Annotated in this window: 20 protein-coding genes; 9 read left to right on the top strand and 11 right to left on the bottom strand. The window is 70.0% G+C overall.

The window, feature by feature from the left end:
- Positions 1-47: 47 nt before the first annotated feature.
- The 5 genes from hypE to QLQ86_RS03205 are packed head-to-tail and all read right to left on the bottom strand — an operon-like array spanning position 48 to position 6,001.
- Positions 48-1,076, bottom strand: coding sequence for a hydrogenase expression/formation protein HypE (gene hypE / locus QLQ86_RS03185; protein ID WP_282815885.1), 1,029 nt, complete (start codon positions 1,074-1,076; stop codon positions 48-50).
- Positions 1,077-4,589, bottom strand: a complete 3,513-nt coding sequence (hypF, locus tag QLQ86_RS03190) for a carbamoyltransferase HypF (RefSeq protein ID WP_282815886.1) — start codon at positions 4,587-4,589, stop codon at positions 1,077-1,079.
- 3 nt (positions 4,590-4,592) lie between these two features.
- A complete protein-coding gene (gene hypB / locus QLQ86_RS03195) occupies positions 4,593-5,381 on the bottom strand; it encodes a hydrogenase nickel incorporation protein HypB (RefSeq protein ID WP_282815887.1) in 789 nt (262 codons plus the stop codon).
- Between the two features lie 10 nt (positions 5,382-5,391).
- Positions 5,392-5,757: a hydrogenase maturation nickel metallochaperone HypA/HybF gene (locus QLQ86_RS03200; protein ID WP_282735436.1), complete on the bottom strand. Its 366-nt coding sequence runs from the start codon at positions 5,755-5,757 to the stop codon at positions 5,392-5,394.
- Positions 5,750-6,001, bottom strand: coding sequence for a HypC/HybG/HupF family hydrogenase formation chaperone (locus QLQ86_RS03205; RefSeq protein WP_282735437.1), 252 nt, complete (start codon positions 5,999-6,001; stop codon positions 5,750-5,752). The genes QLQ86_RS03200 and QLQ86_RS03205 overlap by 8 nt, the downstream gene beginning before the upstream one ends.
- Before the next feature lie 293 nt (positions 6,002-6,294).
- Here QLQ86_RS03205 and dbpA point away from each other — a divergent pair, with 293 nt between their 5' ends.
- The 6 genes from dbpA (at position 6,295) to QLQ86_RS03235 (ending at position 14,272) form a co-directional block, all read left to right on the top strand.
- Positions 6,295-7,689: an ATP-dependent RNA helicase DbpA gene (gene dbpA, locus QLQ86_RS03210; protein ID WP_282815888.1), complete on the top strand. Its 1,395-nt coding sequence runs from the start codon at positions 6,295-6,297 to the stop codon at positions 7,687-7,689.
- 65 nt (positions 7,690-7,754) lie between these two features.
- The gene (locus tag QLQ86_RS03215) at positions 7,755-8,657 is read left to right on the top strand and encodes a PA4780 family RIO1-like protein kinase (RefSeq protein WP_282815889.1); all 903 of its coding nucleotides are present in this window, start codon (positions 7,755-7,757) and stop codon (positions 8,655-8,657) included.
- A 240-nt stretch (positions 8,658-8,897) separates the two neighbouring features.
- Positions 8,898-10,811 (top strand): putative bifunctional diguanylate cyclase/phosphodiesterase, encoded by a 1,914-nt coding sequence (locus QLQ86_RS03220; protein ID WP_282815953.1) that lies wholly within the window; start codon positions 8,898-8,900, stop codon positions 10,809-10,811.
- Between the two features lie 197 nt (positions 10,812-11,008).
- Positions 11,009-12,931: an ATP-dependent zinc metalloprotease FtsH gene (gene ftsH / locus QLQ86_RS03225; protein ID WP_282815890.1), complete on the top strand. Its 1,923-nt coding sequence runs from the start codon at positions 11,009-11,011 to the stop codon at positions 12,929-12,931.
- A gap of 80 nt (positions 12,932-13,011) precedes the next feature.
- Positions 13,012-13,446 carry a DUF4399 domain-containing protein gene (locus QLQ86_RS03230; RefSeq protein ID WP_282815891.1) on the top strand — a complete coding sequence of 145 codons (435 nt, stop codon included), beginning with the start codon at positions 13,012-13,014 and terminating at the stop codon, positions 13,444-13,446.
- Positions 13,447-13,720: 274 nt separating this feature from the next.
- Positions 13,721-14,272 (top strand): hypothetical protein, encoded by a 552-nt coding sequence (locus QLQ86_RS03235; RefSeq protein WP_282735443.1) that lies wholly within the window; start codon positions 13,721-13,723, stop codon positions 14,270-14,272.
- Positions 14,273-14,376: 104 nt separating this feature from the next.
- Here the strand turns inward: QLQ86_RS03235 and QLQ86_RS03240 are convergent, their stop codons facing one another.
- The gene (locus tag QLQ86_RS03240) at positions 14,377-15,105 is read right to left on the bottom strand and encodes a YebC/PmpR family DNA-binding transcriptional regulator (protein WP_282815892.1); all 729 of its coding nucleotides are present in this window, start codon (positions 15,103-15,105) and stop codon (positions 14,377-14,379) included.
- Positions 15,106-15,255: 150 nt separating this feature from the next.
- On the opposite strand from QLQ86_RS03240, the gene QLQ86_RS03245 reads away from it, so the two are divergent.
- Together QLQ86_RS03245 and QLQ86_RS03250 are read left to right on the top strand one after the other, a co-directional pair.
- The gene (locus QLQ86_RS03245) at positions 15,256-16,443 is read left to right on the top strand and encodes a M24 family metallopeptidase (protein ID WP_282815893.1); all 1,188 of its coding nucleotides are present in this window, start codon (positions 15,256-15,258) and stop codon (positions 16,441-16,443) included.
- A 66-nt stretch (positions 16,444-16,509) separates the two neighbouring features.
- Positions 16,510-17,487 (top strand): MBL fold metallo-hydrolase, encoded by a 978-nt coding sequence (locus tag QLQ86_RS03250; protein WP_282815894.1) that lies wholly within the window; start codon positions 16,510-16,512, stop codon positions 17,485-17,487.
- A 99-nt stretch (positions 17,488-17,586) separates the two neighbouring features.
- Here QLQ86_RS03250 and QLQ86_RS03255 read toward each other — a convergent pair whose 3' ends face one another.
- The 5 genes from QLQ86_RS03255 to acsA are packed head-to-tail and all read right to left on the bottom strand — an operon-like array spanning position 17,587 to position 22,852.
- Positions 17,587-17,844: an acyl carrier protein gene (locus tag QLQ86_RS03255; RefSeq protein WP_282815895.1), complete on the bottom strand. Its 258-nt coding sequence runs from the start codon at positions 17,842-17,844 to the stop codon at positions 17,587-17,589.
- The gene (locus QLQ86_RS03260; RefSeq protein ID WP_282815896.1) at positions 17,832-19,064 is read right to left on the bottom strand and encodes a dihydrolipoamide acetyltransferase family protein; all 1,233 of its coding nucleotides are present in this window, start codon (positions 19,062-19,064) and stop codon (positions 17,832-17,834) included. The genes QLQ86_RS03255 and QLQ86_RS03260 overlap by 13 nt, the downstream gene beginning before the upstream one ends.
- A gap of 28 nt (positions 19,065-19,092) precedes the next feature.
- Positions 19,093-20,073, bottom strand: a complete 981-nt coding sequence (locus QLQ86_RS03265; RefSeq protein ID WP_282815897.1) for an alpha-ketoacid dehydrogenase subunit beta — start codon at positions 20,071-20,073, stop codon at positions 19,093-19,095.
- The gene (pdhA, locus tag QLQ86_RS03270) at positions 20,070-21,101 is read right to left on the bottom strand and encodes a pyruvate dehydrogenase (acetyl-transferring) E1 component subunit alpha (RefSeq protein ID WP_282815898.1); all 1,032 of its coding nucleotides are present in this window, start codon (positions 21,099-21,101) and stop codon (positions 20,070-20,072) included. The genes QLQ86_RS03265 and pdhA overlap by 4 nt, the downstream gene beginning before the upstream one ends.
- Positions 21,098-22,852, bottom strand: coding sequence for an acetate--CoA ligase (gene acsA, locus QLQ86_RS03275; protein ID WP_282815899.1), 1,755 nt, complete (start codon positions 22,850-22,852; stop codon positions 21,098-21,100). Before acsA ends, pdhA begins: the two co-directional genes overlap by 4 nt.
- 226 nt (positions 22,853-23,078) lie before the next feature.
- On the opposite strand from acsA, the gene QLQ86_RS03280 reads away from it, so the two are divergent.
- Positions 23,079-23,300, top strand: coding sequence for a hypothetical protein (locus QLQ86_RS03280; RefSeq protein WP_282735452.1), 222 nt, complete (start codon positions 23,079-23,081; stop codon positions 23,298-23,300).
- Positions 23,301-23,316: the final 16 nt, after the last annotated feature.

A 23,316-nucleotide genomic window follows, 5' to 3' on the forward strand; every position in this document is an offset into this window, starting at 1 on the left:
TGCCGTGTCCCGTTCAACGATCGTCAGGTGGCCGGTGCCGCCGGGGTTCAGCAGATGCGCGGCAGCGGGTCGTCCTCGAGTTCCTGCAGGAGGCGCTCGCCGCCCCACTCGTTGACCAGCAGCAGCCGGTCGTGGTGCGGGTCGAGCGCGCCGACCCGCCGCGCCCCTCGTCCCTGCGGCAGCGCCTGCCAGCGGCGCAGGGCCTCGTCGGCCTCGTCCTCGGCCACGATGGCCACCACCCGCCCCTCGCAGGCCAGATAGAGGGGGTCGTAGCCCAGCATGTCGCAGACGCTGCGCACGCTGCCGCGGATCGGCAGCCGGGGCTCCTCGAGCGTCACGCCGAGCCCCGTGGCCTGGATCACCTCGAGCAGCACCGTCGCCAGGCCGCCGCGGGTCGGGTCGCGCATGAAACGCAGGCCGGGCATCGTCAGCAGCGTGCGGGTGAGGGGCAGCACGCTGGCGCTGTCGGAGGCCAGGTCGCCGCTCAGGCCGAATTCCTCGCGGGCCAGCATCACGGCAATGCCGTGGTCGCCCAGCGGCCCGCTGACCAGCACCGCATCCCCCGCACGAATGCCGCGGGTGCCGAGGGCCAGCCCGGCGGGCCGCGTGCCGATCCCGGACACGCCGAAGTAGAGCCCGCCGCAGAGCCCACGTGGCAGTACCTTGGTGTCGCCGGCCACCACCTGGACGTCGCAGGCCCGGGCGGCCTCGGCCAGGCTGGCGACGATCCGCTCGAGTTCCACGAGCGGCAGCCCCTCCTCCAGGAAGGCGTTGAGGCTCAGGTAACGCGGGGTCGCCCCGCAGACGGCGAGGTCGTTGACGGTGCCGTGCACCGCCAGGCTGCCGATGTCGCCCCCGGCGAAGAACAGCGGCTGCACGGTGACTCCGTCGCTGGTGAAGACCAGCTCATGGTCGCCGTCCGGGAAGGGGGGCAGGACGGCGGCATCGGCCAGCGGTGACAGCCAGGGGTTGCCCAGCTGGCGGACGAACACCGCATCGATCAGCTGGCGCATGAGGCGCCCGCCGTTGCCGTGGGCCAGGGTGACGGTGGCCGTGTCGGGGCCGGGCTGGGTCACTCACTCCTCCTCGTGCCGTGACCGTCGGGCCAGGCACTCCATGACCTGGCCGACGCTGATGGCGGCGTCGTTGCAGGGCAGTCGCTCGTGCAGCAGCACCGTGAAGCCGTCCTCCTCCAGGGCTGCCACGGCCGCCTCGGTCAGCCGGCGGTTCTGGAACACGCCGCCGGTCAGGCCGAGGGTCTCCACCCCGCTGGTGTCCCGGGCCGCCCCGGCCTGTCGGCGCAGCACCCGGACCAGGGTGGCATGGAAGTCCGCGGCGCGCCGGGACGGGGCGAGGCGCGCGTCATGGAGGTGACGGATCAGCGGGCGCCAGTCACAGCGTAGCACCCCGGCCGGGTCGCGTCGGTGGGGGAGCTCGAGCGGCTGGCCGTCGCCCTCGGCCAGCGTCTCGAGCCACATGGCGGCCTGGGCCTCGTGGCTGATCCGGGGCATCGGGACCAGCAGGGCTGCGGCGGCATCGAAGAGCCGGCCCACGGCGGAACAGGCGGGGGCGTTGAGGCGCCGCTCCCAGGCCGCTCGCAGCAGGGCTAGCTCCTCATCGGTGCCCTCGGCGACCGGCCCCTCGAGGCCGCTCTGCCAGCCCAGGGTGGCGGCCAGGCGCCAGGGCTCCCGGATGGCCGCCTCCCCGCCGGGCAGGGCAAAGGGCGCGAACGAGGCATGGCGCCGCCAGCGCCCCGGTCGGCCGAGCAGGGCCTCGCCGCCCCACAGGGTGCCATCCGGGCCCAGCCCGGTACCGTCCCAGGTGAACACCAGGGTCGGCTCCCGGAAGCGGCCGTGTTCCCCGCACAGGGCGGCGGCATGGGCGTGGTGGTGGGCGACCTCCCGGCACGCCAGGCCGCTGTCGCGGGCCCAGCGGGTGCTGTGGTAGCCGCGGTGGGCATCATGCAGGACGAGCTCGGGGCGCACGCCATACAGCCCGGTCAGGGTCTCGATCTGCCGCGCGAAGGCCTGCTGGGTGCGCAGCGCCGACAGCTCGCCGATGTGCGGCGACAGCACCAGCCGCGAATCCCAGGCCAGGCAGACCGTGCTCTTCTGCTGGGCGCCCACGGCGAGCAGGGCCCGGGGCAGGCGCCAGGGCAGTTCGAGCTCGAGGGGGGTGCTGCCCCGCCCCGGGCGCAGCGGGCGCGCCCTGCCGGCGATGGGCCGGCGGACGCCGTCGTCCACGGGGTGCAGGATGGGGCGGTCATGGTGCAGGAAGGCATCGGGCACCCGGCCCAGGCGTCGTTCCGCCATGGCCCGGTCGGCGATGATCGGCTCACCGGCGACATTGGCCGAGGTGGCGACCAGCGGGCGCGCCAGGGCCTCCAGCAGCAGGTGGTGCAGGGGCGCATAGGGCAGCAGCACGCCGACCTCGTCGAGCCCGGGGGCGAGGCCCGCCTCGAGGCCGTGGTCGGCGCGCAGCGGGAGTAGCACCACCGGCCGTTCGTCGGCGAGCAGGGCCTCGGCGGCGGCTGGCTCCAGCCGGGCATGCCGGCGCACGGCGTCCAGGCCGTCCTCGCCCTGCCACGGGAGCATCACGGCGAACGGCTTGTGCGGCCGATGCTTGCGCTCGCGCAGGGTCGCCAGGGCCGCCGGGTTGCCGGCATCGGCCATCAGGTGATAGCCACCGACCCCTTTCACGGCCACGATCCGGCCATCGGCCAGCGCCGCGATGGCGGCCGCCAGCGCCTCCTCGGGATCCGTGAGCGTCCGGTTGCCCTCCACGAACCCCTCTACAAAGGTCAGCCGCGGCCCGCACTGTGGGCAGCCGATCGACTGGGCATGGAAGCGTCGGCTGTGCGGGTCGTCGTATTCCCGCCGGCACTCGGGGCAGAGCGGAAAGGCCTTGAGGCTGGTGCGCGCCCGGTCGTAGGGCAGCCGTTCGATCACGCTGTAGCGCGGGCCGCACTGGTCGCAGTGGGTGAAGGGGTAGCCGTGGTGGCGGTCCTGCGGGTCGTGCACCTCCGCCAGGCAGGCCGGGCACACCGGGGTGTCCAGTGGCAGGTGGATCGCGCCGCCCGGCTCTCCGTCGCTAGGCTGGATCACGAACGGCCGGGCCGCGTTCGGCCGGGCCGCGTCCGGCGGGCTCAGCGTCGCCGGGATCGTCTCGCGGCGAGCGAGGCGCGGGCGCGCCAGCCGCGGCGCCTCGGCGAGCAGTGCCCGCTCGAAGGCGTCCAGGCGGTCGGCGCGTCCCTGGGCCTCGATCACCACCTTGCCGCCGCTGTTGCGCACCTGGCCCGCGAGGTCCAGCCGGCTGGCCAGCCGCTGGACGAAGGGCCGGAACCCCACGCCCTGGACCACGCCGGCCAGTACCCAGCGTCGCGCCTCCTGACCGGGGGCTTTCTCGATCGGGACTGTCTCACCAGGGTCAGTCTCACCAGGGGCAGCGTCGACCGGGGTGGCGGCGTTCCGCCCCGCGGGCGCTTCCTGCGACGGCCGGACGCCATGGCTCCACCAGATCCGGCAGGCGCCCTCCTCGGAGACCATGCAGGGGCCCACCGGGCTCTCGGGCCGGCAGGCGCTGCCGTAGAGTCGGCACTGGGGGGGGCGGATGCGCCCCAGCACCACCTCGGCGCAGTCGCAGCCGGGCGGCATCTCGCCGCGTCGCGCGTAGGCGGCCTCGAACACCTCGGGAAAGTGTCGGCGGGCATCGCGTTCGGCCAGGGTCGCGGTGCAGCCGTAGCCGGAATCGGGCAGGGTGCCGATGCCGCGCCACTCGGCGTCGGTGACCTCGAACAGCGAGCCCATCAGCGCCTGTGCCCGGCGGTTGCCGGCGGCGGTGACGCACTGCGGGTAGGCGTTGTCGAGCCGCGGGGTGCGGTCGAGCGCCTGCTGGAGTACCGCATGCAGGCCCGCCAGGATCAGGCCGGGGGTGAAGCCGGCCACGGCGGTGGGCAGGCCGTGCGCCTCGGCCACGAAGCGCCACTGCTCGGCGCCCATGATGGTCGCCACATGCCCGGGGGCGATCAGCGCATCGAAGCCCGGCGCGCCGTCCGCGAGCAGGTGGGCGATGGCCGGCCAGGTCTGGCGGGCGCTGAGCAGCAGCAGCAGGTTGTCCGGCAGGTCCGTCCGGGAGAAGAGGGCGGCGATCGGTGCCGTGGTCGTCTCGAAGCCGGCGGCGAAGAAGACCACCCGCTTTCCGGGATGCTGGCGGGCCAGGGTCAGCACCTCGCCGGGGGAGGCGACCGGGACCACCCGGCCGCCGAGGGCGCGGGCGGCCTGCAGGGAGCGCGGCTCCCGCCGGGGGGCATTGCAGGGCACGCGCATCATGTCGCCGAAGGTGGCGACGATGACGTCGTCCGCGAGGCTCAGGGCCACCGCGGCATGGATGTCCTCCTCGGGGCAGACGCAGACGGGGCAACCGGGCCCGGGAATCAGCTCCAGGTAGTCGGGCAGCACCTTGCGCAGGCCGGCATGGGTGATGGTGCGCTCGTGGCCGCCGCAGACGTTCATGATCCGCAGGCGGCCCGATGCCGGCCGGGGCAGGGCGCGGATCCGGTCCAGCCACTCGCCGGGGGTGGGGAGCGCCATGGCTCAGGCGAGGCCCCGGGGGCGAGACAGGAGGCGCGCGCCTTCGGCGTGAGGCGCCGGGCGGAAGGCCGGTCGGCGCCGCTCGGCGAGGCCCGCCTCGAGCCACTCCAGCCAGGCGTCGAGCGGTCCCGAGCGGCTGCTCAGCGCCATCACCGGGGCGGCAGAGGCGAGCCGGTGCATGTGCTCCGCCACGGCGTCGACGTCGAAGTCGTCGAGGACCGGCAGCAGGTCCGTCTTGGTGACCAGCACCAGGTCGCTGGCGCGGAACATGACCGGGTACTTGAGCGGCTTGTCGTCGCCCTCCGGGGTCGAGAGCAGGGTGACGTTGGCATGCTGGCCCAGGTCGAAGCTCGCGGGGCAGACCAGGTTGCCGACGTTCTCGATGAACAGGAGGTCCAGGGCCTCCAGCGGCAGCGCATGAGCCGCGCGGTGCACCATGGCGGCATCCAGGTGGCAGGCGCTGCCGGTGGTGATCTGGACGGCGGGAACGCCCCTGGCACGGATGCGCCGGGCGTCGTTCTCGGTCTCCAGGTCGCCCTCGATCACCGCCAGTCGGTAGCGAGTGCCCAGCGCCTCGATAGTGGCCTCCAGCAGGCTGGTCTTGCCGGCGCCGGGCGAGGACATCAGATTGATGACCAGCAACCCGTTGCGGTCGAAGTGCTCGCGGTTATGGTGCGCGACCTCGTCGTTTTGGGCTCTCAGGCCCTCCAGGACCTCCACGGTGTGGACGTCGTGCTCGTTCGAGGCGTGCTGCAAGTGATCGGGAAGGGCGCAGCCGCAGGTCTGGCACACGATGAGGCTCCTATGCGGTCGGAGGAAGGGAAGTGTCGGCGAGGTCGACGCTGACCAGCAGGAGCTCGTCGCCACCGGTCAACCGGGTCTGCCAGTGACCGCAGCGCGGGCAGCTCAGGTCGTTGACGCTGGCCTCGGCCTCCTGCCGGCAGCGGGGGCAGTGCACCCGGACCGGACAGCTGGCCATCTCCAGTCGCGCACCCTCGGCGGCGGTATGGCGGCTGGCCAGCGGAAAGGCCTCGCGCATCAGCGCGGCCTCGACCCCGGAGAGCGGCCCGATGCGGAGGCTGACGCGCCGGATGCGCAGCGCGCCATGCTCGGCGGCGACCCGGCTGGCCTGGCGGACCAGCGAGCGGCACAGGCTCAGCTCATGCACGTCCGTCGTCCGCCTCTGCGAGGGTGGCATCGTCCATCTCGTCGAGAAGCCGCCAGGTCGCCAGGGCATCCTCGGGGTCCAGTCGCTGGAGGGCGTAGCCGACATGCACGATGACGAAGTCGCCCACGGCGAGGGCCTGGTCCTGGACCAGCATCAGGTCGATGTCGCGCTCGATCCCTCGGGAGGCCGCGCGCGCCGTGTCGCCGTCGATACGGGTGATCTGCATGGGAATCGCCAGGCACATGATCCGCGGTGGGCCCCCTCGTAATGTGGCGTGATGGTCGCGGGTGGCATGCGCCCGCCCTGCCTCTGACTATAGAAGATGGGCGCCGTTGAGACATGGCCCTGTCCGTAAGCGGGGCAAGCCAGCGGTGAGGCGGGCAGCGAAGGTCGCGGTGGCATCACCGAGCCGGGTGTTGCGCGCCACTTTCTGCTATGCTGGCGGCCTCCATCATCGCTTCCACGGCCCCGGCTCGATGGCGCCCGCCCTCTTCGCGCCCTGTCCCGCTGCCCGCTTTCCCTTGCAGGTCTATCCACGTGTCTGATTCCTCTCCCGATTTCGCCACGCTGTCGCTGGCGCCGGAACTGCTGGCCAACCTCGCCTCGCTGGGCTATCACGCCATGACGCCGATCCAGGCCGAGAGCCTGCCGCCCATGCTGGCGGGCCGCGACGTCATCGCCCGGGCGAAGACCGGCTCGGGCAAGACCGCCGCCTTCGGCCTGGCGCTGCTGTCGCGGCTGTCGGTGGCAGACTTCCGGGTGCAGGGGCTGGTGCTCTGCCCGACCCGCGAGCTGGCGGACCAGGTGGCCGGCGAGGTCCGCCGCCTGGCGCGCAGCCTGCCCAACGTCAAGGTACTGACCCTGTGCGGAGGGGCCCCGCTGGGGCCGCAGCTGGCATCGCTGGAGCATGGCGCGCACATCGTCGTCGGCACGCCGGGGCGGGTGGAGGAGCACCTGCGCAAGGGCTCGCTGGCCCTGGGGGCGCTCGAGACCCTGGTGCTCGACGAGGCCGACCGCATGCTCGACATGGGCTTCCTGGCGACCATGGAGGCGATCATCGGCGAGACCCCTGCGGACCGCCAGATGCTGCTGTTCAGCGCCACCTATGCCGAGGGCATCCGGCCCATCGCCGAGCGGCTGATGCGCGAGCCGGTCAGCGTGGAGGTGGCCGAGCCCCACGACGCGACCACGATCCGCCAGCACTTCTACCGGGTGGCGGACGAGTCGGCCCGCTTCGAGGCGCTGCGCCGCCTGCTGCTGCACTTTCGTCCCGCGTCGAGCGTGGTGTTCTGCAACACCAAGCGCGAGACCGACGAGGTCGCCGAGGCCCTGAACGACGCGGGCTTCAGTGCACTGGCGCTGCACGGCGACCTGGAGCAGCGCGACCGCGACCGCCTGCTGGTGCTGTTCGCCAACGGCAGCACCTCGATCCTGGTGGCCACCGACGTGGCCGCGCGCGGACTGGACATCGACGCCCTGGACGCAGTGTTCAACTACCGCATCGCCCGTGAGCTCGAGGTGCATGTCCACCGTGTCGGCCGCACCGGCCGGGCCGGCGGCTCGGGGACCGCCTGTACCCTGCTCACCGAGCAGGAGGACTACCGGCTGGCGCGGCTCGCCGAGCTGCTCGGCGAGCCGCTCGTGACCGAGCCGCTGCCCTCACGCCCGGTGCTGGAGCGCCAGCCCTTCCACCCCGCCATGGCGACCCTGCAGCTCGGTGGTGGCAAGAAGCAGAAGCTGCGACCCGGCGACATCCTCGGTGCCCTGACCGGCGAGGGGGGGATCGCCGGGGATCAGGTCGGCAAGATCAAGGTGCTCGCCAACAGCGCCTACGTGGCCGTGCGGCGCGACGTCGCCGCGGCGGCCCTCGACCAGCTGGGCAACGGCAAGCTCAAGGGGCGCACCTTTCGTGCCCGCCGCATCAGCCGCTGACCGGAAGGAAAACGTGATACGCCCGCGGGATACCCAGCCGACGGGTTCTATGCCAACGTGGTGACATGAAGATACCCAAGAGATTGCAACCGCTGGTCGATGACGGCCTGATCGACGCGGTCGAGAGCCAGCTGATGAGCGGCAAGGAAGCCCAGGTGTACGTGGTGCGCTCCCATGGCGAGCGGCGCTGTGCCAAGGTCTTCAAGGAGGCCAAGCAGCGCAGCTTCAAGCAGGCCGTGCAGTACCAGGAGGGACGCAAGGAGCGCAACAGCCGCCGGTCCCGGGCGATGGCCAAGAAGACCCGCTACGGCCAGAAGGAGCAGGAGCAGGCCTGGCTCAACGCCGAGGTCGATGCCCTCTACCGGCTGGCGGCGGCGGACGTGCGCGTGCCCAAACCGTATGGCTTCGTCGACGGCGTGCTGCTGATGGAGATGATCACCGATGCCGAGGGCCTGACCGCGCCGCGGCTGGACGACGTGACCCTGACCGCCGACGAGGCCCGGGCCCATTACGCCAAGGTGATCGGGGACGTGGTGCGCATGCTGTGTGCCGGCCTGATCCATGGCGACCTCTCCGAGTTCAACGTGCTGCTCTCCGCCGATGGCCCGGTGATCATCGACCTCCCCCAGGCGGTGGATGCCGCCGGCAATAACAGTGCCGAGATGATGTTCGAGCGTGACGTCGACAACATGCGCCGCTACTTCGGCCGCTTCGCCCCGGAGCTACTGGCCACCGATTACGGCAAGGAGATCTGGGCGCTCTATGAGGCTGGTGACCTGCACCCGGACAGCCAGCTGACCGGCTGCTTCGAGCACGACACCAGTACCGTGGACGTGGACGAGCTGATGACCGTGATCGACGACGTCCGCGAGGAGGAGGCCGAGCGGCGTGCCGCGCTGTCCCGGGACGAGGAGCCAGGCGTCGAGGAGGCCGCCGAGGCCTGGCGGGAGTCCCACGGCGAGCGGTAACATGCATTACGGATGCGACTTTGACTGCTGGCCCAGGGCGTGATACCTAGGGATGGTCGAACTATCAAACAATACTTCGATCGATTCACGTCTTGTCGTGTTAATAAAGCTGATGTGGGCGAATTGATCGAGTGACATGTCCCAGTCGTGGAAGGGTCGCCTGTGTCCGTCGCCGCTCAGTGCCAGTCCCATGATCATGTCGTCCAGTTCTATGAGGACGACGCCTTTCTCGCCGAGGTCGTGGCCGATTATCTCAAGGTCGGTGCCGAGGCCGGAGAACGCCTGGTGGTGTTGTTGACGGCCCCTCACCTGGCGGCGGTGCTGCAGCGGCTGGAGGCGTCGGGCCTGGACACCGGCGCGGCCCTTGCCAGCGGGCAACTGGTGACACACGATGCCCAGACGATGCTGCAGACCATCATGCTGGATGGCATGCCGGACGAGACCCTGTTCGAAGCGCATCTCCTCGCCGATATCGCCGCCTGGGCGCCCCTGCCCACCCGTGCCTTCGGCGAACTGGTCAACCTGCTGTGCGCGGAGGGCAATCACGAAGCGGCGGTGCGTCTCGAGGCCTTTTGGCACGCGGCTTGCCACCGCATGCCACTGACCCTGCTGTGCAGCTATGCGCTAGAGCATTTCGACGATGCCCAAGGTGCCTTCGAGTCGATCTGCGATCACCACTCCCATGTGGTGCCGGCCGAGCGCTACAGCTGTCTGGCGCCGCGTCAACAGTTGCGCGAGATTTCTCGTCTACAACAGCAAGCGTCGGCACTGCGCCGCGAACATGCTTCTCGCCTGCAGGCAGAGGCCGCGCTGGAGGCGGTTCAGGCATCAAGCAACGCTATGCTGATGGACCTGGCCGACCATGCCCTCCACGACGGGGTGACCGGACTGACGACCCGTCAGTATGCCCAACGGCGGCTGGCGGCCTTCATCGCCGCCCCCACCGCCCTGAGGGGCAAGGTCGCGGTGCTGCATATCGACATCGACCAGCTCAAGGCGATCAATGATTCGCTGGGACTGGAAATGGGCGATTACTTCCTGCATGAGACCGCGCAGCGCATTAAGCGCTGCCTGGGCGGTCATGCCATTGTCAGCCGGCTCAGCAGTGATGAGATGGTAGCGGTGCTACCCGGCTTTGTGAGCACAGAAGCGTTGTGGCCGATCCTCGAGCGCCTGCTCGATTGGACCAGTTCCCCCGTCGAGCTCGATGGCCAGCAGGTCTTCACGAGCTGCTGCATTGGCGTCAGTCTGTTTCCCGATCATGGGGACAGCGTCCAGGCGTTGATGCGACACGCCAACCTGGCCAGGCGTCGTGCCCAGCGGCTCGGGCTTCGCCGGTACCAGCTCTTCTCGACGGCGCTGCTCGATGACACGGATCCAGCCCCCCTTGCGCTGCTCTCCTCCGCCCTGCGTGAGGCCCTGCCCCGCGGGGAGCTCGAGCTGCACTATCGTCCCTTGATCAGTGCGCATGGCGGCCAGGTCGTGGCCGTGTCGGTTCATCCCCGCTGGCACTCGAGTCGCTTCGGTGATATCGGGCAGGCGCGCTGGATGGCGGCCGCCGAAGCAACCGGTGAGGTCGCGGCCATCGGTCGCTGGCTGCTCTCGAGCGCATGTCGACATGCTCGCGCCTGGTTCGATGCGGGCGTCGAGCTGTACGTGGTGGTGCAGGTATCGAATGCCGAACTGCAGGGGGAGGGACTCGTCGAGCGGGTCGCGCAGGCCCTTTCATGCAGCGGTCTTCCTGGCCAGATGCTGGAGCTCGAGCTGACCGAGAGTGGCCTGATGAGCGCCCCGCTGCGCAGCGAAGACATCCTCCAGCGGTTGAAAGCCCTGGGCATCAGGTTGGCCATCGACCAGTTCGGCAACGGTCAGTCGCTCCTCGGACAGTTCGACAACGGCTGTCCCTTCGACAGCCTCAAGATACCTGAGCGGTTCATCTCGAGGTGCCTCGACAATCCCTCATATCAGGCGATCATCCGTTCCGCCATCCTCTTGGCCCAGGAACTCGGCATGGCGGTTGTAGCCAGTGGTGTGACGAACCGTGCCCAGGCCGATTATCTGCGTCATCAAGGCTGTGACCTTCTGGAGGGCAGTCTCTGGTCGCGGATGGACTACCACGATACCGCAGCCGGAGGCATCGGGCTTGGGGGCTAGCTGTGATCTCTTGGTGCTGCGGTGACACGCCGTCATCGCGAGCCTTTGCTTTTTTATGGACTACCGCGACATGAGCTTCCATCGCCAGCGGTCTTTGAGGCGATCACCGTGACGGTCGACTAGCCCCGAAGGTGAGCTTGTAATCCCGGGTGGGTATCGGCATGTTGAAACGGTTTGATCCCAACGCCGAGCCCACCATGACCCGACACGATAACGACTCCTCCTCCGGCCAGGATCGCAACCGACCCAAGCGTTCGCCCCTCTGGTACCCCGAAGAGGTCCAGCCCTCCCGTCGGCAGTGGTGGCTCTTCATCTGGATCGCACTGGCCATCGTGCTGCTGTTCCACTATCTCGATTCGGCCCAGCGTCACCCGCAGGCCGAGCTCACCTACTCCGAATTCCTGACGGCCGTGGACCAGGGTCACGTCGACTCGGTCACGCTGCGTGGCCAGTCGGTGGAAGGCTCCTTCAACGATGCAGGTCTCGAAGCACGGGACCTCGGCGAGGCCGAGGGCTTCGAGTCCACGCGTCCGGATGTCGAGGGCGAGCGCCTGCTCGAGCGTCTCGAGGCGAATGGCGTGCGCATCGACGCCGAACCCATCGATCCGCCCTGGTGGCAGCGCATTCTCGTCGGCGCTCTGCCCTGGATCCTGATCCTGGGCCTGCTGTTCTGGTTCTGGAACCGGATGCAGCAGCGTGCCATGTCGGGCGGCGGGCTCTTCAATATGGGCAAGTCCAGCGCCCGGCGGGTGAGCAGTGAAGAGAGCCAGGTGCGCCTGAGCGATGTGGCTGGCTCGGAGAATGCGAAACGCGAAGTGCTCGAGGTGGTCGAGTTTCTTAAGGCGCCGGCACGCTTCCAGGCGCTGGGGGCCAAGATCCCCCGTGGCATCCTGATGATGGGCCCGCCGGGCACGGGCAAGACACTGATGGCCAAGGCGGTAGCCGGCGAGGCCGACGTGCCGTTCTTCAGCATCAGCGGCTCGGAGTTCATCGAGATGTTTGTGGGCGTCGGGGCGTCGCGCGTCCGTGATCTCTTCAAGCAGGCCAAGGAGCAGGCGCCGGCGGTCATCTTCATCGATGAGCTGGATTCCATCGGTCGCTCCCGAGGCGCCGGCATGGGGGGCGGTCACGATGAACGCGAGCAGACCCTCAACCAGATTCTCTCCGAGATGGACGGTTTCCAGGCCGATGAGTCCGTCGTCGTCCTGGCCGCCACCAACCGCCCGGACGTGCTGGATTCGGCCCTGCTGCGGCCGGGCCGCTTCGATCGCAAGGTCACCCTGGAGAATCCGCATCGCGAGGCGCGCCGGGATATCCTGCGCGTTCATACGCGCGACATGCCGTTGGCCGATGACGTCGATCTCGAGCGGCTGGCCGAGATCACCATCGGCTTCTCGGGGGCGGACCTGGCCAACCTGGCCAATGAGGCCGCCCTTCAGGCGGGCCGCAATGACCAGCAGGCGGTGGACTGGGCCTGTTTCTCGGCGGCCCGCGACCGCCTGCTGCTGGGCGAGGCCAAGGATGCCGGCCTCTCCGAGCGCGAGCGCCACATCGTGGCGTACCACGAGTCGGGCCATGCGCTGCTCGCCTACCTGCTGCCCAAGGCCGACCCTCTCGAAAAGGTCACGGTGCTGCCACGGGGACGCGCCCTGGGCGTGACCGCTCAAGTGCCCGACGAGGAGCGCTACAACCATGGCGAAGCCTATCTCCGGGACCGCATCACCGTGATGTTCGGCGGCCGCCTGGCGGAGTCCATCGTCTTCGGAGAGGTGTCGAGCGGCGCCGAGAATGACCTGGAGCAGGCCACGCAGCTGGCACGTCGCATGGTGGCACGCTGGGGGATGAGCGAGCGCATCGGGCCGGTCATGTTCGCCCAGAGTCAGGAGCATGTCTTCTTGGGCAAGGAGATTGCCCAGTCCCGCGAACACAGCGAAGCCATGGCGGGGCTGGTCGATGAGGAGATACAGCGGCTATTGACCGACCTCGAGGCGCGCGGTCGTGAGCTCCTCGAAGCCCATCGAAGCGACCTGGAGACCCTGGCCTCGGCCCTGGAGAAGCAGGAAACCCTGGAGGCCGAGGCGATCCGTGACCTGCTCGGCAGCGCATCCGGCCAGCCGTGACGCTCCATGCCTGGCTCGACTACGCTGTAGGCGAGCGTCGCCCGAGGCGGGCGACCCCGCTCATCGACGAGGAGACGCCAATGAACAAGTGGATAGCGGGCCTGGCCCTGGCGGGCGGCGTGCTGCTGGCCGGTTCGGCCCTGGCCCAGATGGAACGCGCCTCGGCCCCGGAAGGGACCGAGGTCTACTTCATCTCGCCGGAGGCGGGGGCCACCGTCGAGAGCCCGCTGACCGTGCGCATGGGGCTCAAGGGCATGGGCGTGGCGCCCGCCGGCACCCAGGCCGAGGGCACCGGCCACCACCACCTGCTGGTCGACACGCCGCTGGACGAGGTGGATCTCGACCAGCCCCTGCCGGCCAATGACGAGATGCGACACTTCGGCGGCGGCCAGACCGAGACCACCCTGGAACTCGAATCCGGCGAGCATACCCTGCAGCTGCTGTTCATGGATGCCAACCATGTCAGCTTCGACCCGCCGGTCACCTCCGACCCCATCACCATCACGGTGGAGTGATCCACCCGAGCCGGGCGCTCCCGCGGCGCCCGTCTCCCCTCAGCCATCAGACATCTGCCCTGTGTGATGACGTCGCCTGACCCCCTCGACTGATTTTCCCGCTTCCGGCTGGCAGTCGCAGCCCCGCGGAACTGTACTGGGGGTGCACTGGAAGGTGAAGCGGCTCAGGGAGGACTCCGGAGTTCCGGGAGGGCGTATGCCCTGCTGGCGGTGACCTGATTGAACGCGTGGCCACCGCCGCGATGCTCCCTCCCGCACTGGGAGGACAACGACAATGATGAACCTGAATGACGGTATGCAGCGGATGGCCGGGTCTGGCCTTGCCGTCCTGCTGGCGAGTCTGGCGGGGTACGGCGTGGCCGTGGCCGACCAGGCGAAGATCGACGATGCCCTGGCGGCCGCCTGGCCGGGCATGGCGGAAGGTGCCCAGGTGGTCGACTGGGAAGGCAACGTGCTCAAGGAGGGCGCGAACGGCTATACCTGCATGCCGACGCCGCCGAGCATGACCGGGACGGCGCCGTTGTGCCTCGACGAGGCCTGGCAGGAGTGGGGACAGGCCTGGCAGAACAAGGAGCCGTTCGAGGCCGAGTCGATGGGCATCGCCTACATGCTGGCCGGCGACGAGGGGGCGAGCAACGTCGACCCCTACGCCGAGGGGCCCACGGATGACAACGAGTGGGTCGAGGAGGGGCCGCACCTGATGCTTATCGCCCCGGCGGAGCTGCTGGAGGCCTACCCGACCGACCCCCACAGCGGCGGGCCCTACGTGATGTGGAAAGGCACGGACTACCAGCACCTGATGATCCCCGTGGGGGCGCGTGACTGAGGCAGCGCTGCGGTCGCGCTACCACCAACCGACAACGGCCGGCCAGGATGGCCGGCCGTTGTCGTCAGGACCCGATATCGTCAGACAATAGCCGGTGCGGTGCCTCACGCCTCGCTGGCAATCTCGGCGTTGTGGAAGACGTTCTGCACGTCGTCCAGGTCGCTGAGGGTGTCGATCAGCTTCTCGAACATCGCCACGTCGTCGCCCTCGACCGGGGTCACGGTCTGGGGCACGAACTGGATCTCGTCGACCTCGAAGTCGAGCTCGCCGAAGGCGTCGAGCAGCGCCTGCTTGGCCTTGGCGTACTCGGTATGAGGGGCGAAGACGGTGACATGGCCCCCCTCGCTCTCGAGGTCGGTGACGTCGACATCGGCCTCCATCAGTGCCTCGAGCGTGGCCTCCTCGTCATCGCCGGGGAAGACGAGGATGGCGCAGTGGTCGAACATGTGGCTGACGCTGCCAGGGGTGCCGAGCTTGCTCTTGGCCTTGTTGAAGCAGGCGCGCACGTCGCCGAAGGTGCGGTTCGGGTTGTCGGTCAGGCACTCGACGATGACCATGCAGTTGCCCGGCCCGAAGCCCTCGTAGCGGGCCGGCGAGAAGTCCTCGCCGCCCACGCCGGACGCCTTGTCCAGGGCCTTGTCGATCACGTGGCTGGGGACCTGGTCCTTCTTGGCGCGCTCGATCAGGCCGCGCAGGGCCAGGTTGCCGGCGGGGTCGGTGCCACCCTGCTTGGCGCAGACGTAGATCTCGCGGCCGTACTTGCTGTACACCTTGGTCTTGGCGGCGGCCGTCTTGGCCATGGATTCCTTGCGGTTCTGGAAGGCCCTGCCCATTGCATTGTCCTGTGGCGTCGAAACACGAGGCTGGATTCTACGAAACCGGGGCGGAGGCGAACAGGGATATTTTGCCGCGATTCCGGGGGGACCCGACGCCCGTCATGGCTACACTGGCAGGGAGTCTCGTTCACCCAGGAGCGTCACCCGATGGATCATCACGCCTACCGCCATGCGCTGGCCGACTGCCTCGCCGAGAGCGAGCTGCCCTTTGCCCCCGAGGAGTTCACGGCGCGTCGTCGCCGCGTGAGACAGGCCATGCAGGGAGCCGGGCTCGAGGCGCTGCTGTTGACCGACCCCGCCGACATCTTCTACCTGACCGGCTATCACACCTTCGAGGTCTCGGTGTACACCTGCCTGGTGGTCACGGCCGACCGCCTGGTTCTGCAGGTGCCCTCCATCGAGACCGGCCCGGCCGTGGTCACCGCCACGGTGGACGAGATCCTGGGCTATCGCTGGGAGGGCATCGAGGAGGTGATCGCGCCGCTGGCCGAGATCCTCGCCCCCTACCATGCCATCGGCCTGGACCTCTTCGGGGCCGGCCTGCGCTTCGGCGTGATCCGCGAACTGCAGGCACGCCTTGGCAGCGGGCGCTTCCGCGACGACGGCGGCGAGCTGCTCGACCGCATCCGCATCGTCAAGACGCCGGCGGAGCTCGAGTGCCTGCGCGAGAGCGCGCGGATCACCGCCGCCGGCCTGCGGGCGGCCATCGAGGTCATCGCGCCCGGGATCACCGACAACGACGTCGCGGCGGAAGGCAGCCGGGCGCTGCTGGCGGCCGGCAGCGAGTTCATGAGCCTGCAGCCCATCGTCACCACCGGCCGGCGCATCAGCGTCATCCACGTCAACCACAAGCGCCACGTGATCGCCGCGGACGAGCCGGTGTTCCTGGAGTTCGGCTCGGCCTTCCACCGCTATACCGCGCCGATGATGCGCACCGCCGTGGCCGGCCGGGCCAGCACCGAGATGCAGGCGCTGCGCGATGTCTGCCGCGAGATGTTCGAGGCACTGACCGCGGCGATGCGCCCCGGCAACAGCTTCGATGATGCCGCACGGGCCGCGGAGGCAGTGCTCGCCCCCCACGTCGACCGCGTGTTCTTCTCGGGGGTGTTCGGCTATGCGGTGGGCGCCCAGTTCCCGCCCAGCTGGGTCGAGGGCACCGGCTACATCGCCCGCGGCCAGCATCGCGAGTTCGCCGAGGACATGGTCTTCCACCTGCCGCTCTGCCTGCGCCTGCCGGGGCAGTGGGGCATCGGCCTGAGCGACACCGTGCGGGTCACGCCCGAGGGTGGTCAGCCGCTCACCGACAACGACTGGCAGCTGGCCGAGCGGGGGTAGTTGAGCCGCATCCGGCCGTTCGGCGCTTTCGTGGTCATCCCTTTATCGACACAGGAGAGATCTTGCATGACACCCTTCCCGATGCGCCTTTCGCGTGCCGGCCTGCTGGTGACGGCCGGCGTCGCGCTGTCCGCCCAGGCAGCGCCTCCCGACCAGCTTCGCGAGCAGGTGCCCGGCTGGTTTCGCATGATGGTCGACCAGCACGAGGTCACGGCCCTCTACGACGGCTATATCGACCTTCATACCGGGTTGCTGAAGGGCATGGACCAGGAAGCGCTTCGCGACCACCTCGATGCCCTGTTCATTGACACCGAGCAGGGCGTGCAGACGGCGGTCAACGCCTTCCTGGTGCACACCGGGGAGTACCTGGTGCTGGTGGACGCGGGCTCCGCGGCCTGCTTCGGCCCGACCCTGGGTCAGGTGCCGGACAACCTGCGGGCCTCGGGCTATGCCCCCGAGGAGGTCGACACCCTGCTGATGACCCACCTGCATCCCGATCACGTCTGCGGGCTGGTCGATGGCGAGGGCGAGCCGGTCTATCCCAACGCCGAGCTGCGCGCCAGCCGCGACGACGCCGACTTCTGGCTGAGCGAGGCACAGGCCGAGGCCGTCCCCGAGGACGACCGGGCCTTCTTCGACATGGCGCGCAACGCCGTGGCACCGTACCGCGAGGCGGGGCGCTTCTCGACCTTCGAGCCCGGCGAGGAGCTGCTGCCGGGCCTTCAGGCCAGGGACACCCATGGCCATACGCCGGGCCATGCCAGCTTCCTGTTCGAGGGTGGGGACGACGAGCTCCTGGTGTGGGGCGACGTGGTGCATAGCTACGGCGTGCAGTTCGATGACCCGAGCGTGGCGATCGAGTTCGACACCGACCCCGAGCAGGCCATCGCGACCCGCGAGGCGGTGTTCGAGGGCGCCGCCGAGGACGCGCACTGGGTGGCCGGCGCCCACCTGCCGTTTCCCGGCATCGGCCACGTGATCCGCGACGGCGAGGGCTATCGCTGGCTGCCGGTGGAGTTCGGGCCGATCCGCGATGACCGCTGAGGGAGGTGACACCATGATGCGCGCCGTGAAGCTGATCCTGGCCGGCCTGGCGCCCGCCGCGGCTACCCGCGGCGGGCATCGTCCGCGACGACCGCCGACTCACGCGCCCAGTCGTCGCTCCAGGTAGTCGATCAGCCCCGCCAGGGTGGCGAGCTCGTGGTAGTCGCTTTCCGGCACGCTGACGCCGAGGCGCTTCTCGAGGTCGACCAGGATGTTGAGGAAGTCGAAGGAGTCGATCTCCAGCGCCTCCCGCCAGGGGCGGTCGGGGGGCAGGGCGTCGATATCGGCCTCGGGAGCCACCGCCAGGATGGCGTCGATGACGGTCTCGCGGAGGGTGTCGCGGCTCAGGTTGGCCATAGGCGCTCGGGCTCCGTCAGCAGGTCGGTGAGTCGGGTCAGGAAGCGCGCGCCGAGGGCGCCGTCGGTGACCCGGTGGTCGGCGGCCAGCGAGGCGTGAAGGCAGCGGGCGGCCACCACCTGGCCGTCGCGGACCCAGGGCCGTTCGGCGATGCGCCCGAAGCCGACCAGCGCCACCTGGGGCGGGTAGATGACGCCCTGGACGCTCTCCACGCCCAGGTCGCCCAGGTTGGTGACCGTGAGGCCGGCCGCGGTGAGCTCGGAGCTTCGCAGCCGGTCCTTTCGGGCGCGGGTCAGCAGGTCGCGCAGCGCGGCCATCATGACGTCCGGCGCGAGCCGGTCGGCGTCGTGCAGTGCCGGGGCCACCAGCCCGCCGCCGCGCAGGGCGATGGCCACTCCCAGGTGCACCCCCTCGGCCGGCTGGAAGGCATCGTCGACGAACCAGCCGTTGAGTTCCGGCACCGCCTCGAGTGCCAGCGCCACGGCGCGCAGCTGCAGCACCGGGAAGATTAGCCGCTCGGTCACCGGGCGCTCGGCGTTATGGGTCTCGAGCCAGGCCAGGGCCGGCTCCACGCAGAGGGTGTTGCCCAGGTAGTAGTGGGGGATCTCGCGCTTGGAGCGTGCCATGGCGGTGGCGATGGCCTGGCGCATGGCGGCGTGGGCGTCGGTCGTGGCGACTGCCCGGGTGGACTGGCCACCTTGGGCTGCCTGTGCCGCGCGTTCGATATCCTCCAGGGTGATGCTGCCGTCGATACCGCTGCTGTTCACGCCTGCCGGGTCGAGGCCCAGCTCGGCGGCCCGCCTGCGAGCGGCCGGGGAGATGCGCAGCCGCACGCCGGAAGATGCCACGTCCGGCGTCGCCGTCGTAGGCGGCGGCGAGAGGTCGGGTGCCCGGGGCGAAGGCGCCTGGGACGCTTCGGGGGTGGGGCGCTCGGCCGGTGTCTCCCGGCCGTCGTCCTCGGCTTTTCCGCCTTCGTCTTTTTCGCCATCGCCAAGGATCACCGCCAGCACCTCGCCCACCGGGACCTTCTGGCCTTCCTCCGCCACCAGCCGCTCCACGGTGCCGGTCTCCCAGATCTCCACGTCGATAGCCCCCTTCTGGGTCTCGACCACGCAGACGATCTGCCCGCGCTCGACCCGTTCGCCGGGCCGGATGTTCCACTCGACCAGGGTGCCACTCTCCATGTCGGCGCCCAGCGAGGGCATGCGGAACTCGCTCATGGGTGCGTCTCTCCTGCGGGCCTTGCCATCATCCGAGCAGCCGGTGGACGGCGGCGACGATGTCCTCGACCTGGGGGATCGCCGCATCCTCGAGGTGCCTGGCGTAGGGGATCGGCACCTCCTGGGTGCAGACCCGCACCGGCGGGGCATCCAGCTCGAAGAAGGCCTGCTCGTTGATGCGGGTGATGATCTCGGCCGACAGGCTGCCGCTGCGCCAGCCCTCGTCGATCACCACCACCCGGTGGGTCTTCGCCACGCTGGCCATGATCGCCGCGTCGTCCAGTGGACGCAGGGTGCGCAGGTCGAGCACCTCGGTGTCGATGCCCTCTGCGGCCAGTTGGTCGGCGGCCGCCAGCGTCTTGTGCAGCATGCCGCCGTAGGTGATCAGGCTGACCTGGCCGCCCTCGCGGCGGATCGCGGCATGGTCGAGTTCCATGGGGCGTGGCTCGCCCTCGACCGTCCCCTCGGCATTCAGCAGCAGGGCGTGCTCGAAGATCAACACCGGGTCGGGGTCCTCCAGGGCGGCGAGCAGCATGCCGCGGGCGTCCTCGTGGGTCGCCGGGGCGACGATGCGCAGTCCCGGGATATGGGCATACCACCCCTCCAGGCTGTGGGAGTGCTGGGCGGCGAGCTGGCGGCCGCCGCCGGTGGTCATGCGGATCACCAGCGGCACATTGAGCTGTCCGCCGGACATGTGCCGCAGGGTGGCGGCATTGTTGATGATCTGGTCGAGGGCCAGCAGGCTGAAGTTTACCGTCATGATCTCGACGATGGGGCGCATGCCGTTGAGCGCCGCGCCGATGCCGGCCCCGGTGAAGGTCGACTCGGAGAGCGGGGTGTCGCGGATGCGCGCCTCGCCGAACTCCTCCAGCAGGCCGTGGCTGACCGCATAGGTGCCGCCGTAGCGGCCCACGTCCTCGCCCATCAGGAAGACCCGCTCGTCGTCGGCCAGCGCCGCGCGCAGCCCCTGGCGCAGGGCCTCGCGGTAGGCGATCGTCTGCGTGGTCATGGCCGCACCTCCCGGGCATAGACGTCGCGGCAGAGATGCTCCACCGGCTCCCAGGTGCCCGCCTCGACGAAGGCCACGGCAGCGTCGATCTCCTCGGCCACCTCGCGCTCGACCTCGTCGCGCACCGTGGCGGCGAGTAGCCCGCAGGCCGCCGCGTCCCGGGCGAAGGTCTCGACGGGGCAGCGCTGCCTCCATCGCTCGACCTCCGCCTTGTCGCGGTAGTGCTCGGGGTCGAACATCGAGTGGGCGCGGAAGCGGTAGGTGCGGTACTCGAGGAACATCGGCCCCTGTCCCGCGCGCACCTGGTCGACCGCCGCCTCGGTGGCACGGGCTACCGCCGCCACGTCCATGCCGTCCACCGACTCGCTGGGCAGGCGGTAGGCGGCGGCCTTGGCGGCCAGGTCGACCTGGGACTGGTGGCGCTCGAGCGCGGTGCCCATGGCGTAGCGGTTGTTCTCGCACAGGAAGAGCACCGGCAGCTGCCATAGGGTGGCGAGGTTGAGCGACTCGTGGAACTCCCCCTCGGCCACGGCGCCGTCGCCGAAGAAGCAGGCGCTGACGCTGTCGCGACCGGCCAGCCGGTCGGCCAGGGCATAGCCCACCGCCAGCGGCAGGGCGCCCCCCACGATGGCGCTGCCGCCGATGAAGCGCCGCTCGACGTCGAACAGGTGCATGGAGCCGCCGCGGCCGCGGCTGCAGCCCTCCTGCTTGCCGAACATCTCGGCCATGATCGCCCCGGCGGGGATGCCGCGGGCCAGGGCATGGCCGTGCTCGCGGTAGGTGGCCAGCACCGTGTCCCGCTCGGCCAGCGCCGGCATGGCGCCGGCGGCGATCGCCTCCTCGCCGATGTAGAGGTGCAGGAAGCCGCGGATCTTGCCGGCGCTGTAGAGCTCCGCGCACTTCTCCTCGAAGCGACGGATGCGGATCATCTGCCACAGCAGCGCCCGGCCCCGGTCGGGGTCATCCAGGCCGGCCGCGCCGATGGCGGGTGAGGCGTCGGGGCCTTCCTGGGGAGGCGAAGCGGTCATCGGGAGGTCTCCAGGGTCGAGGTGTCACCCTCCGGCAGGCCCAGTTCCCGGGCCTTGAGCAGGCGACGCATGATCTTGCCGCTGCGGGTCCTGGGCAGCGAGGCCTGGATCTCGATCTCCTTGGGTGCCACCGCCGGGCCAAGGCGCTTGCGGGCGAAGCCGAGCAGTTCGCGGCGCAGCGCCTCGTCGGGCGCATGGCCCGGCTTGAGGGCCACGAAGGCCTTGACGATCTCGCCGATCACCGGGTCGGGCTTGCCGATCACCCCGACCTCGGCCACCGCCGGGTGCTCCATCAGCGCCGATTCCACCTCGAAGGGGCCGATCAGGTGGCCGGCGGACTTGATCATGTCGTCGGCGCGGCCCACGAACCAGAAGTAGCCCTCGGGGTCACGGCGGGCCAGGTCGCCGGTGAGGTACCAGTCGCCGACGAAACAGCGCCGGTAGCGCGCCTCCTCGTGCAGGTAGGTGCGGAACATCGAGGGCCAGCCGACGCGCAGGGCGAGCTCGCCCTCCTCGTCGTGGTGGGTCACCCGCTCGACGCCGCCGTCGGGCAGGTGGCGCAGCACGGCGGCCTCGATGCCGGGCAGCGGCTTGCCCATGGCGCCGGGGCGGATGTCCATGCAGGCGAAGTTGGCGATCATGATGCCGCCCGTCTCGGTCTGCCACCAGTTGTCGTGGATCGGCAGCCCGAAGGCCTCCACGCCCCAGTGCACGGCCTGGGGGTTGAGCGGCTCGCCGACGCTGGCGATGAAGCGCAGCGACGGATAGGCCCGGGTACGGGCCCGCTCCGAGCCGCCCTTCATCATCATCCGCACCGCGGTGGGGGCGGTGTACCAGACGCTGACCGCCTCCTCGTCGAGGATCCGGTACCAGCGCTCGGCGTCGAACTCCGCCTCGTCGACGACCAGGGTGGCACCGAGGGAGAGCGGGGCGATGATGCCGTAGGAGGTGCCGGTCACCCAGCCGGGGTCGGCCGTGCACCAGAAGACATCGCCCGCGCGCAGGTCGAGGGCGAAGCGGGCGGTGGCGTGGTGGGCGACCACCGCCTGGTGGACGTGGAGCGCCCCCTTGGGCGTGCCGGTGGTGCCGCTGGTGAAGTGCAGTAGGGCCGGCTGCTCGGGATCCGTGGCCGGGATCGCATAGTCGGGCGAGGCCGCTTCGAGCAATGGGCCGAGCTCCCGGGTGCCCTCGGGCAACGCCAGGTCGTCGTCGCGGACCACCAGCACGTGCTCGAGGCTCACCAGCCGGTCGCGGATCGGGGCCATCTTGCGACGGTAGAGGCTGGTGGTGGTCACCAGCACCCGACCCTCGCCGAGCGTCATCCGCGTCGCGATGGGCTCGGGGCCGAAGGCGGAGAACAGCGGGGTGACCACGGCACCGTGCTTCAGCGCCCCCAGCACCGCCAGGTAGAGCTCGGGAATACGTCCGGCGAGCAGGAAGACGCCAGCCCCGTGGGCCACACCCAACGCATCGAGCACGTTGGCGAAGCGGGCGCTGAGCTCGGCGAGCTCGCGGTAGCGGATCTCGCGTCGGGCCCCCGCCTTGCCGAGCCAGCGGATCGCGGTACGCTCGCCGGCCTCGCCGGTGGCGTGGCGATCCACCGCCTCATGGGCGATGTTCAACCCGCCTTCGCCGGGCAGGCCGTCGAGCCAGGTCCGCGCCTCGTCCCAGGAGAAGCCGGCACAGGCCGACGGGTAATCGGCCAGTACCGCCTCCCGGGCCTCGCGGCGGCTCTTGCGGAGTATCTCCATGCGCGGCGACCTCGTGGCGTCATGTCTCCCCAGCATAGTCCCCGGGCATGGTTCCGCCCGCCTTCCCTGGCCTCGGCTTGATCCGGGACAAGCGCCGCACGGATCGCATGGCCGGTGGCGAGGGAACAGCTATAACTACACTGAAGGCAGGGGAGGGGCATGCCCCTCTCGTCGCGTCCCGGTGCCGTCCGGTGCCGGTCAGTCCTACCCTGCAGTGGAGGGTGTCATGACACAGACCGTTACGGCTGCCTATGGCAGCATCGACAAGGCCGCCAACGCCTTCGACGAGCTGATCTCCGAGGGCTTTCCCCGGGAGAAGCTGTACCTCGACAAGGAGACCAACGAGGTCAAGGTGATCGTCCCCGAAACGTCGCAGCCGGAGGCGGAAGAGATCCTCAATCGCCACGGACCCGACGAGGTCAGGGCCCTGCCCTTCGAGGACACCTAGACGGCCGAGTCCCCCC

The organism is Halomonas rhizosphaerae, assembly GCF_030012485.1.
Lineage (GTDB): Bacteria > Pseudomonadota > Gammaproteobacteria > Pseudomonadales > Halomonadaceae > Halomonas > Halomonas rhizosphaerae.